At 44.3% G+C, this 11,620-nt stretch carries 12 protein-coding genes; 10 read left to right on the top strand and 2 right to left on the bottom strand.

Going from position 1 to position 11,620, the window contains the following annotated elements:
- The first annotated feature begins 10 nt into the window (after positions 1 to 10).
- Both cmk and rpsA read left to right on the top strand, forming a co-directional pair.
- Positions 11 to 694 carry a (d)CMP kinase gene (gene cmk, locus DFP76_RS12325; RefSeq protein ID WP_113874939.1) on the top strand — a complete coding sequence of 228 codons (684 nt, stop codon included), beginning with the start codon at positions 11 to 13 and terminating at the stop codon, positions 692 to 694.
- A gap of 181 nt (positions 695 to 875) precedes the next feature.
- Positions 876 to 2,558, top strand: coding sequence for a 30S ribosomal protein S1 (gene rpsA, locus DFP76_RS12320; RefSeq protein WP_063331864.1), 1,683 nt, complete (start codon positions 876 to 878; stop codon positions 2,556 to 2,558).
- A gap of 133 nt (positions 2,559 to 2,691) precedes the next feature.
- On the opposite strand, the gene DFP76_RS12315 is transcribed toward rpsA, so the two are convergent.
- Together DFP76_RS12315 and tsaA are read right to left on the bottom strand one after the other, a co-directional pair.
- Positions 2,692 to 2,964, bottom strand: coding sequence for a hypothetical protein (locus DFP76_RS12315; protein ID WP_113874938.1), 273 nt, complete (start codon positions 2,962 to 2,964; stop codon positions 2,692 to 2,694).
- A gap of 8 nt (positions 2,965 to 2,972) precedes the next feature.
- Entirely contained in the window at positions 2,973 to 3,695 is a 723-nt protein-coding gene (gene tsaA / locus DFP76_RS12310) for a tRNA (N6-threonylcarbamoyladenosine(37)-N6)-methyltransferase TrmO (protein WP_113874937.1), read from the bottom strand.
- A gap of 131 nt (positions 3,696 to 3,826) precedes the next feature.
- Here tsaA and DFP76_RS12305 point away from each other — a divergent pair, with 131 nt between their 5' ends.
- The 8 genes from DFP76_RS12305 to DFP76_RS12270 are packed head-to-tail and all read left to right on the top strand — an operon-like array spanning position 3,827 to position 11,560.
- Positions 3,827 to 5,086 carry a glutamate-5-semialdehyde dehydrogenase gene (locus tag DFP76_RS12305; protein ID WP_113874936.1) on the top strand — a complete coding sequence of 420 codons (1,260 nt, stop codon included), beginning with the start codon at positions 3,827 to 3,829 and terminating at the stop codon, positions 5,084 to 5,086.
- Positions 5,076 to 5,741, top strand: a complete 666-nt coding sequence (nadD, locus tag DFP76_RS12300; RefSeq protein WP_113874935.1) for a nicotinate-nucleotide adenylyltransferase — start codon at positions 5,076 to 5,078, stop codon at positions 5,739 to 5,741. The genes DFP76_RS12305 and nadD overlap by 11 nt, the downstream gene beginning before the upstream one ends.
- Positions 5,742 to 5,755: 14 nt before the next feature.
- Positions 5,756 to 6,109 (top strand): ribosome silencing factor, encoded by a 354-nt coding sequence (gene rsfS / locus DFP76_RS12295; RefSeq protein WP_013795743.1) that lies wholly within the window; start codon positions 5,756 to 5,758, stop codon positions 6,107 to 6,109.
- A gap of 11 nt (positions 6,110 to 6,120) precedes the next feature.
- On the top strand, positions 6,121 to 6,588 hold the full coding sequence (gene rlmH, locus DFP76_RS12290) for a 23S rRNA (pseudouridine(1915)-N(3))-methyltransferase RlmH (RefSeq protein ID WP_013795744.1): 468 nt from the start codon (positions 6,121 to 6,123) through the stop codon (positions 6,586 to 6,588).
- A 9-nt stretch (positions 6,589 to 6,597) separates the two neighbouring features.
- Complete coding sequence (gene mrdA, locus DFP76_RS12285; protein ID WP_113874934.1) at positions 6,598 to 8,478, top strand: penicillin-binding protein 2; 1,881 nt, start codon at positions 6,598 to 6,600, stop codon at positions 8,476 to 8,478.
- Complete coding sequence (rodA, locus tag DFP76_RS12280) at positions 8,471 to 9,592, top strand: rod shape-determining protein RodA (protein ID WP_113874933.1); 1,122 nt, start codon at positions 8,471 to 8,473, stop codon at positions 9,590 to 9,592. The genes mrdA and rodA overlap by 8 nt, the downstream gene beginning before the upstream one ends.
- Positions 9,592 to 10,647 (top strand): lytic murein transglycosylase B, encoded by a 1,056-nt coding sequence (gene mltB / locus DFP76_RS12275; RefSeq protein WP_113874932.1) that lies wholly within the window; start codon positions 9,592 to 9,594, stop codon positions 10,645 to 10,647. The genes rodA and mltB overlap by 1 nt, the downstream gene beginning before the upstream one ends.
- Entirely contained in the window at positions 10,634 to 11,560 is a 927-nt protein-coding gene (locus DFP76_RS12270; RefSeq protein ID WP_245931931.1) for a septal ring lytic transglycosylase RlpA family protein, read from the top strand. The genes mltB and DFP76_RS12270 overlap by 14 nt, the downstream gene beginning before the upstream one ends.
- Positions 11,561 to 11,620: the final 60 nt, after the last annotated feature.

Genomic DNA, 11,620 nt, shown 5'->3' with positions numbered 1-11,620 from the left:
AGGAATAGTTATGATTAACCAAGGCCCAGTTATTACGATTGATGGTCCAAGTGGTGCTGGTAAAGGCACAGTAAGTCAATTGGTAGCGGAAAAGCTGGGATGGCATTTGTTAGATAGTGGTGCTTTGTATCGACTTTTGGCGTTGGCAGTGTCACACCACGGTATGTCTGAAAATGATGTGGAAACATTAAAGGTACTGGCTGAGCATTTGGATATTCAGTTCCAACAGTCGGCCGAAGGCAAGGTTGAAATTGTGCTTGAGGGTGAGGTAGTTACTCAGGCAATCCGTACCGAAGAAGTGGGCAATGCAGCATCAAAATTAGCAGCGATTCCTGAAGTGCGTCAAGGCTTGTTACTCCGTCAGCGAGCGTTTGCTCAAGCGCCAGGATTGGTGGCGGATGGTCGTGATATGGGGACGGTTGTTTTCCCTTCTGCACAAATTAAAATCTTTCTTACGGCGTCCGCTGAAGAGCGCGCACAAAGACGTCTTCTGCAATTGCAGCAAAAAGGCGAAACTGTTAATCTAGAGACATTAGTTAAAACGATTAAAGAGCGTGATGAGCGTGACGCGAATCGTGTGATCGCGCCACTTGTCCCAGCGGCCGGTGCGCTTGTAATCGATAGTACTGACTTAACCATAGAACAAGTTGTCGAAATCATCCTTGCTGAAACAGCCAAGGCGGGTTTCGTATAGCTTGTTCTTTTTTGCATGTGTTCTTTTTTGTGCGTTAAGTGTGCTAAAATAGTTTAAATGTTAACCAAGTCGATGTGGGGGCCAGTAAACCTACATCGCAAATTTTATAAAAATTGACCCACATCTTGCTGGCAGTGTGGTTAAGACTTAGTTCAACTAGGTCGATTATATAGGAAATACAATGACTCAAAGCTTCGCAGAACTGTTTGAAGAAAGCCTACAAAGCGTTGAAATGGCGCCAGGCTCAATTGTTACTGGTATCATTGTTGATATCGACAATGAATGGGTAACTGTTCATGCAGGTCTTAAATCTGAAGGCGTAATTCCTCGTTCTCAGTTCCTAACGGAAAGTGGTGAGTTCAACTTAAACATCGGTGACGAAGTTAAAGTTGCACTTGACGCTGTTGAAGATGGTTTCGGTGAGACTAAATTGTCTCGTGAAAAAGCTAAGCGTGCAGAGACTTGGTCTGTGCTTGAAAAAGCTTACGAAGAAAATGCCATCGTTAATGGTGTGATTAACGGTAAGGTCAAAGGTGGCTTCACTGTTGATATCGCTAACATCCGTGCTTTCTTGCCTGGTTCTTTGGTAGATGTTCGCCCAATCCGCGACACGTCTCACTTGGAAGGTGTGGATCTAGAGTTCAAACTTATCAAGCTTGATCAAAAACGTAACAACGTTGTTGTTTCTCGTCGTGCCGTTATGGAAGCGACTAACAGCGCTGAACGTGAAACATTGCTTGCTTCTCTTGAAGAAGGTCAAGAAGTTAAAGGTATCGTTAAGAACCTTACTGACTACGGTGCATTCGTTGATCTTGGTGGTGTTGATGGTCTTCTACACATCACTGACATGGCTTGGAAGCGTATTAAGCACCCAAGCGAAATCATTGCTGTTGGCGATGAGATCGATGTTAAAGTTCTTAAGTTCGACCGTGAGCGTAACCGTGTATCACTAGGTCTTAAGCAGTTGGGTGAAGATCCATGGGTAGCAATCAAAGCCCGTTACCCAGAAAACACTAAAGTAACGGCTAAAGTTACTAACTTGACTGACTACGGTTGTTTCGCCGAGTTGGAAGAGGGTGTTGAAGGTCTTGTTCACGTTTCTGAAATGGACTGGACTAACAAGAACATCCACCCATCTAAAGTTGTCCAAATTGGCGACGAAGTTGAGGTTATGGTTCTTGATATCGACGAAGAACGTCGTCGTATCTCTTTGGGTATCAAGCAGTGCACAATGAACCCATGGGAAGAATTTGCTACTTCTTTCAACAAAGGCGACAAGATCTCTGGTGCCATCAAGTCTATCACTGACTTCGGTGTGTTCATCGGTCTTGACGGCGGCATTGATGGTCTAGTTCACCTTTCTGACCTATCTTGGGATGAAGCTGGTGAAGAAGCAGTTCGTCAATACAAGAAAGGCGATATGCTAGAAACAGTTGTATTGTCTATCGATGCTGAGCGCGAGCGTATCTCTCTAGGTGTTAAACAACTAGAAGAAGATCCTTTCCTAGCTTACGTTGCTGAAAACGACAAAGGCACTATCGTAAACGGTACTGTTTCTGAAGTTGATGCTAAAGGCGCTGTTGTAACACTTTCTGAAGGTGTTGAAGCGACTCTTAAAGTATCTGAAATCAGCCGCGAACGTGTTGAAGATGCAACAACTGCTCTTAAAGAAGGTGACTCTGTAGAAGCGGCGATCATCAATGTTGATCGTAAAGCTCGTACTATCACGCTTTCTATCAAGCAGAAAGATGCTACTGAAGAAAAAGCGGCGATGAAGTCTCATTCTGAGAAGCAACAAGTTGAAGCAAATGGTCCAACCACTATCGGTGATTTGATCAAAGCACAATTGGAAGGCCAAGAGTAATTTTTACTCTTTCGTCTTAATGAAAAAGCGAGCCTCTGGCTCGCTTTTTTTATGCGTATTTTTTGATGGATAATCTTGACAATAAAACTATACACAGAACATGTGGATAACCATGGGTATAGCTAACCTAAGGTCAGTTAAGCGAGTCTAAAAGTGCTTTTACGTCCTCTTCGTTCCAATCTTCTTTTTCAATTAACTCTTTTAACTTATTGTTTTTCTTTGTTTTACTTAAGTTTTCTTGAAATTTCGCATAATGAAAATCTTTGATTAGCTTTTCATCTTCTTTTGATCGATAAATGTTCGCTGAAGGTTCGTCAGGTACTGAACCTTGGCGGGCATGCTTCGCGTTATTTGGGTCAAGTTGGTTGATTTTCTTATAAGTATTTAAAAATTGTTTTTTGATCATACTTAACCTCACTTCACTTGTTCAATTTCGATGATTTCGAAATATTGATCCTTCGCTTGCCATCTAATATTTAAGTCCCACAGGCTAATGCCATGTTCTCGATCGATTTGATTGGCTAAATAAGAGGGTCTTGGGTCTTGTTCTATGATTTGTGTAATTAAAGTATATAGGTCTTTTTCTAAGTTGGCTGAAAAAGCGTCACATTGTTGTTGTGCTTTTGCTGTAAATACGACGGGTTTAGGTTGGCTTCTTTCTGTCGTTGGTGTAAATGAACTGGTCGCTTGAGGAAGGCAATCTGAATAGGGTAAGTAGGGTTTTATGTCTAGGATGGGGGTGCCATCCAGTAGATCAGCGCCGTGAAGATCGATCAAAATGCGTTTATCTTGTTGGTGGATTTTGCCTATTTTGACTACAGATAACCCAATAGGGTTTGGACGATGGGTTGACCTTGTGGCAAATACGCCCATTTTACTTTTTCCACCTAACCTAGGTGGGCGAACTTTGGCTTTCCAGCCTTCGCTGATGCAGGCGTGAAACACGAACTGAACCCAAATGTGTGAATAGGCTTCGATGCCGTCTAGTGTATCGAGTCTGTTATAGGGTGGTAGCAATTCAAGGTGCGCGGTGGCCATGGTAACGAGCCCGGGTTGTCTAGGAATGCCAAATTTTTCTTGGTAACACGAGTGGACAATGCCAATGCTGGTAAATTGGAAGGCGTCAGTTGAGGGCACGTTTGGATCCTTTCATGTAAAACTGCACGGGACGAATAAATATATTGTGATAGTATACTGTTTCGCATAGAGGTATTTGACTGATTTTGTTGTCAGATGCGTATTTTTTATTATTTAGTTTGAGATGAAAAATGTCTTTAGAATCGTATATGAATCAAATTGGGCAGCAGGCACGGGCGGCATCACGCTTGCTTGCTAAGGCGTCAACGGAACAAAAAAACATGGCTCTTTTTGCCATGGCTGAAGCGTTGGAAGTTGCTCGCCCCAAGTTGATCGAAGAAAATGCGAAAGACATGAAGAGCGGTGAGGAAAAGGGTTTAGATTCCGCAATGTTGGATCGCTTGTTGCTCACCGATGTGCGCATTGACGGTATGATTGAAGGTCTAAAGCAAGTGGCCTCACTGTCAGATCCGGTGGGTGAAATTTCCAACATGGCGTACCTGCCTTCTGGTATTCAGCGCGGTCAAATGCGAGTGCCTCTGGGGGTAGTAGGCATTATTTATGAGTCTCGTCCAAATGTGACCATTGATGCGGCCAGTTTATGTTTGAAATCTGGCAATGCAACGATTCTACGTGGCGGTTCAGAAGCGTTTTATTCTAACCAGATGATTGCGACTGCCATTTCAACCGGATTAGAGAAAGTCGGCTTACCGGCAACGGCAGTTCAGGTGATCAATACCACCGATCGAGCCGCGGTGGGTAAGTTGATCACCATGCCGGAGTTTGTCGATGTCATTGTGCCTCGTGGTGGTAAAGGTTTGATCGAGCGCATTAGTGCTGATGCTCGTGTTCCTGTGATTAAACACCTTGATGGTAATTGCCATGTTTATGTGGATGACGAAGCGGACTTTGATAAAGCTTATAAGATCGTCATCAATGCGAAAACTCGTCGTTATGGTGTGTGTAATGCAATGGAGTCTCTGTTATTGCATAAGAACATTGCAGCGGATTTCTTTCCTCGTATTCTGGCAACCTTTGAAGAAAAGGGAGTGGAATTATTAGGCTGTTCTGCGATGCAAGCTCTGTCTGATAAGGTCGGTGTTGCCACGGAAGAAGATTGGTACACGGAATACACGGCGCCGAAATTATCGATCAAAGTTGTTGAAGATATGGATGAGGCGATTGCGCATATCAATAAATACGGTTCTCATCACACGGATGCCATTGTGACTCAGAACTACACAAAAAGCCGAGCTTTCATGACGGAAGTAGATTCTTCGTCGGTTATGGTGAATGCTTCAACCGCGTTTGCCGATGGCTTTGAGTACGGTTTTGGTGCTGAAATTGGTATTTCAACCGATAAAATTCATGCCCGTGGGCCTGTTGGTTTGATCGGTTTAACCAGTCAAAAATACATCGTATTAGGCGATGGCCATACCCGTGACAATTGATATAAACGCAGCTCATAAGAAAAAAGGGGTGGCCATTATGGGGGGGACATTTGATCCTATTCATAATGGCCACTTGCGCACCGCAGTGGATATTCTGGACGGTTACCATTATGCCAGTTTAAGGCTTATTCCTTGTTTTCAGCCCGTTCATAAAAGACAGCCTAGCATTACCCCTCAGCAGCGTTTAGATATGGTCAAGCTGGCCATCAGTAGTCATGATGGCTTGTTAGTTGATGACCGGGAAATAACCCGTGAAGGACCAAGTTATACGGCTGATACTTTGCGGGATATTCGTGCTGAAATTGGTCCAGATGAGCCTTTGGTTATGGTATTGGGTATGGACAGCTTTTTGTCTTTACCAACCTGGCATAATTGGCAAGATCTGATCAAATATGCGCACTTGTTTGTGGTGTCTCGTCCAGGTTGGGAGCCGGATCTGATTTCTGAGTTAAGTAGCTTTAGTGAAAACTATCGTGCCGCTTCGCCGCATGAGTTACAATGCAAGCCGTCAGGGCTGGTCTGGTTCGAAACCTTAACGCCATTGGGTATTTCTTCTAGCATGATTCGATCATTAGCGAGAAAGGATAAATCCATAGCGTATTTATTGCCCGAGCCCGTGCAAAACTACATAGAAAAAAATCAATTATACCGATAGGAAAATGTAAATATATGAGTCAAATTAATCTCACAGCGGATCAAATCTTAGCGTTTGCTGTCGAAGCGTTAGAAGATGTCAAAGGTGACAAGATCACTGTGTTGAATGTAGCAGATCATACAGACATGATGGACTACATGGTCATTTGTACCGGTACTTCGAAAAGACACGTTCACTCATTGGGTCAAAATGTGTTCGAATTTCTAAAACAAAAAGGCCTACAGCCTTTGGGTACGGAAGGTCGCGATATGGGAAGTGATTGGGTTCTAGTGGATTTACATGACGTTGTTGTGCATGTAATGACAGAAGAAGCTCGTACTTTCTACGATCTAGAAAAATTATGGGATATTAAGCCAGAAGAAAGATAAGGCTTCGTTAGATGCGTGTGCGATTGATTGCTGTCGGAAATAAAATGCCCAAATGGGTAGTCCAGGGTTATGAGGACTATGCTAAGCGTCTTCCGAAAGATTTTGCGTTAGAAACCGTGGAGATTCCAATGTCGCCACGGGGTAAAAATACTGACATAGCGAAAGCCATTCGCAAAGAAGGTGATGCCATGCTGGATGCGATTCCAGCAGGCGACAAGGTCATTGCAATGGAGGTTTTGGGTAAAGAGTGGTCAACTGAACAGTTGGCAGACCAAACCGGACAATGGCGCATGGATGGCTATAATGTCTCTTTGTTGGTTGGTGGTCCAGATGGTTTGGACCCAAGGTGTACCGCACGAGCTGACCAAGTCTGGTCTCTATCTCGTCTAACCCTTCCTCACCCCATGGTGAGAATCATATTGGCTGAGCAAATATATCGAGCTTGGACACTAATGAACAATCATCCGTATCACAGGTAGGTGTCGTAGGTGAGTCGTCAACATCAGCAATTTCGTAATTATCGTCAAGAGCAACGCCTCACCCAGCATAGGGTGATTGCCGCTGCAATATTTGTCGTAGTCCTCGTTTGTATTTTGATGGCTCGTCTATTTTACCTACAGGTAATGGAATACGACTTGTACCAAACCAAAGCCGATGACAACCGCGTTATGCTGGTTACCGATCCGCCACCTCGTGGTTTAATTTATGATCGTAATGGTTTGGTGCTGGCAGATAATCGTCCTATTCACAGTTTGACGGTGACGCCGGAACGGGTTGAGGATTTTGTTGAGTTAAAAAAAGAGCTGTCTAGCATCATAGATATTTCTGATAGCGAATGGGAAAACTTTGATATCCGTTTGAGAGAATATCGCCGTCCTTACCAATCTATTACTCTAAAATCCCAATTGACTGATGAAGAGTGGGCGCGAGTTTCGGTTGATCTTTATCGCTTAGATGGTGTGCAGGTTGAGGCGCAGTTAACCCGCTATTATCCATACGGCGAAGCCTTTGCTCATGCTATCGGATACGTGGGGCGAATTACGGCTAATGATTTAAAGCGTGTTGATCAACAAGCTTATCAAGGGGCTCTGTTTATAGGTAAAACGGGCATAGAAGGATTCTACGAAAAAGAGCTGTTTGGCGAAGCGGGTTTTAGCAAAGTCGAAGTAAATGCTCGTGGCCGTATTATGTCTCAGTTGGAGCGTCAGTCTCCTGTGCCGGGTAAAGATCTGCACCTGTATTTGGATGCTCGTCTGCAGCAGTATGCCTATGACTTGTTGGGGGATTATAAAGGCTCTGTGGTGGCGATTGACCCGGAAACCGGGGGCATTCTTGCGTTGGTTTCTAAACCGGGCTTTGATCCTAATTTGTTTGTTCGTGGCATTTCTGTCGCGGACTATTCCGCGCTAAGACAATCCAAAAAGCTGCCTTTGTTTAACCGTGCTCTGCGTGGAGGCTATCCACCCGCTTCGACCATTAAACCTTTCATGGCATTGGCTGGACTAGATTATGGTTTCGCCTCTTGGACAGAGCGGTACTTTGCTAAGGGCTATTACCAGATCAACCCAGATGGCCGTCGTTACCGAGATTGGAAGCGAACAGGTCATGGTTGGATTGATTTAGAGCGTTCTATTATTGAGTCGGTTGATACCTATTATTATCAGCTGGCTAATAAAATGGGCATTACCCCCATTCACAATTTTCTTTCCCGTTTTGGTTTTGGTCGCAGTACCTTATTAGATTTGAATGGTGATAGCTCTGGGTTATTACCTTCTAATGAGTGGAAAAAAGCCAAATATAATGAGCCTTGGTATCCAGGAGACTCGGTCAACGTGGGGATCGGGCAGGGGTTTATGGTCGCAACGCCGATGCAAATTGCTTCCGCCACGTCTGCACTGGCCAGTCGAGGCCGTTACTTTTATCCGCGTATGGCTGATAAAATTGGTAACGAAGCGGCTCAGTTTGAAGGCGATTTGGGCGGCGAGCACGATATCATTCTCAAGGATCAAAATAATTGGGAGCGAATGGTGAACGCCATGCGCAAAGTCATTACTGATTCCTTGGGAACCGCAAGACGACTACAGGGAACCAAATACGATATCGCGGGTAAAACAGGAACAGGACAAGTATTCAGTCTTCAAGAAGACGAAGAATACGATTCAGAGAAATTGGAAAAACGCCTTCATGACCATGCCTTGTTCATTGGTTTCGCGCCAGCGAAAGCGCCTAAAATTTCGGTGTTTGCCATTTTTGAAAATGGTGGCAGTAGTTCCAAACCTGCTGATCTGAGTAAAAAGCTGTTTGATGCTTACCTCTATGATAAGTACCCACCGCACTATGATTATTTAAAAGGGAAAGGCAATGAGTGAGAGTTTGTATCGTCGCGTGCTGACCTTTGCTAATGCTAGGCTTTGGCAGTTAGTTCATATCGACATTTTGCTGATTGGTTCCTTGATGTTATTGATTGGCGGTGGCTTGTTTGTTTTGTATTCCGCCTCAGGTCAAAATGTTGCCATGGTGGAGCGGCAAGTTTTTCGTTTTGCTGTTGGCTTAATGGTGTGCTTGGTATTGGCGCAATTACCGCCTAAATACATGCGCCGTGCTTCACCTGCTTTATACATCTTCATTGCCTTGTTGTTAATTGGCGTATTGATGTTTGGGGTCGGAGCAAAAGGGGCTCAGCGCTGGTTATCCTTACCTGGCGGGTTGCGTTTTCAGCCATCTGAAATTATGAAAATTGTCATGCCTATGATGGTGGCTTGGTACTTTTCTGATAGGGCTTTACCGCCTAGTTTTAAGCAGATCATGACGGTCATTGTGTTAATTGTTGCGCCTGTGTTGTTGATCGCCAAACAACCTGATTTGGGAACCTCTCTGTTGGTTGCTGTCTCTGGTATTTTTGCGTTGTTTTTGGCCGGGCTTGGCTGGCGTTATATTTTAGGGGCTGCTTCATTGGCACCGATTGCTGGCTATACCTTATGGCAGGTTATGCATGATTATCAGAAACAACGGGTTTTAACGTTTTTGAATCCAGAAAGTGATCCTCTTGGTTCTGGCTGGAATATTATTCAATCTAAAACCGCTATTGGTTCGGGTGGCTTATACGGTAAAGGCTGGTTGGAAGGTACACAGGCGCAGCTGGATTTCCTTCCAGAAAGTCATACTGACTTTATCATCGCTGTTTTAGCGGAAGAATTTGGCATGCTTGGTTGTGGGTTATTAATCTGTGCGTATCTGCTGGTTATTGCCCGAGGTTTATACATTTCTGCCATGGCAGAAGATAATTATGCTCGTTTGTTGGCGGGTAGCCTTACGCTGACATTTTTTGTTTATATGTTTGTAAATATTGGTATGGTTTCAGGAATTTTGCCTGTAGTTGGGGTACCCTTACCTCTAGTCAGCTATGGCGGTACTTCCATCATTACCATCATGGCGACGTTTGGAATTTTAATGTCGATTCAAACACATAAAAGAGCGAGATAATGATTAAGCTAGCAGCTTCGGTAATTGTAGCCATTGGTTTAACGGCATGTAGCGCTGTTGAGCAGAAGGATTTGCCAGCGAACTCAGGAGTGAGTAATGCCTTGCTTGAAGACAAGCCCAAAGAATGGACGGACTCTTATGCAGGTAACCCATCAGTACAAGCTTTTATTGAAAAAATGGCGTCACAACACGGTTATGATAGAAAAACCCTAGAGTTGGCGTTTTCACATATCAAACGTCGCCCTAAGGTGATTGAAAAGTCTGACAATCAACCAGAAGTGTTAATTCCTTACTACCAATATAAAACACGTTTTGTTAACAAAGACCGTATGAGGGCAGGGCAAAAATTTGCTTTGCGCAATGCCAAGTGGTTGGACAAGGCCGAGCAGGAGTTTGGCATTGACCCGCATGTTGTGGTGGCTCTGATTGGGGTGGAAACTTACTACGGTCGTATAACTGGTTCGAAAGATGTGTTCACATCCTTAACGACGCTTGCGTTTGATTATCCAAGACGAGAAACCTACTTTCAAAGCGAATTAGAAGCGTATTTGTTGCTTGCTCGTGAAGAAGGATGGAACATTGGCGAGACAAAAGGGTCATACAGTGGTGCCATGGGGATGGTTCAGTTCATGCCCAGCAATTACCAAAAATTGGCACTGGATTATGATCAAGATGGTCACATCGACTTATGGCACTCAGAAGCGGATGCCATTGGCAGTGTGGCGAATTATTTAAAACACCATGGCTGGACAACAGATCAACCTTGGTTTGTCACGGCTCAAGTGGCCGACTTGGCTACGGTTGAAGAGGAAGTGAATAAAGGACGTTCACCGAGTAAGGATATGACTGAATGGTCCGCTGTTAATGTGTTACCAACTCAGCCGTTTGTCATTGATAAAACCGGTTTGATTGGCTTACGAACATCGCCGGAAGAAGTGTCTTATTGGTTAGCGTATGAAAATTTTTTCACGGTAATGGATTACAATCCTAGCCGTCGTTATGCCATGTCAGTTCTGGAATTAGCGAAAAGTATAGGGGCTTATGAAGCAAGGTAAACTGCTGTTATTGGTCAGTATTTTCTCACTTGTCTTAAGTGGCTGCATGAGTACTCGTCATGTACTTGGTCATGATGACAGTGACATCGATTTTGATAAGGCTTCTGGCGGCGGGCGTTATAGTATTCTTCAGGATCATGCCCCAAGCGGTGACATTAAGGTAGACCATTTGCCGGACTTGGTACCGAAATGGGAAGCCAAAAGTCGTGGAGGCAATAAAAATCCTTATGAGGTTTGGGGCAAAAAATACTGGGTAATGGATTCGGCTAAAGGTTACACCGCCGAAGGGACTGCTTCTTGGTATGGTAAGAAGTTTCACGGTCATAAAACCTCAAATGGGGAAATATATGACATGTATGCTTTTTCCGCGGCACATAAATCCTTGCCGCTGCCAACCTACCTTAAGGTGACGAATCTGGACAACAACCGTTCGGTGATTGTTAGGGTGAATGATCGAGGGCCGTTCCATGGCGATCGTTTAATTGACCTTTCTTATGCCGCAGCGGTACGACTGGATTACCATAAGAAAGGGTTGGCAAGAGTACGTATTGAAGCCATTACTCCAGCCAAAGGTGAAGCTTACGCAGCGGATGATGTGCCTGTAGAGACGCCTCAAGCCCTGCCAAACAAGGCTTCTGCTGTTTCTAAGGGGGCTGATGCGAGTACTCCTGATCTTGTTTTTACGCATTTGCAGCTTGGCGCCTTTAGTAGTGAGGCCTCGGCTGAAACATTAAAACGACGCTTGTTTGAAACCTTTGACACAAGTGTCCGTGTGGAAGTGAATCAACAAGGAGATGGTCTTTATAAAGTCTTAGTTGGTCCTTATAAAGAGATGGAAGAGTTACAAAAGTGGCAAGGAAAACTGCAAGAAAGTGGATTTGGAAGTCCGGTAAGAGTGGCTTTGGTGCCCTAAAGTCACTAGGTTTGGGCTAGAGATTCTATCTATGCTCTAGTATTATTCACGAACATTTTT

It is taken from the genome of Marinomonas aquiplantarum (assembly GCF_003314975.1).
In the GTDB taxonomy this organism is placed as follows: Bacteria; Pseudomonadota; Gammaproteobacteria; order Pseudomonadales; family Marinomonadaceae; genus Marinomonas; species Marinomonas aquiplantarum.
The sequence above is the reverse complement of the archived record's forward strand: the minus strand, read 5'-3'. Positions and strand labels throughout refer to the sequence as shown.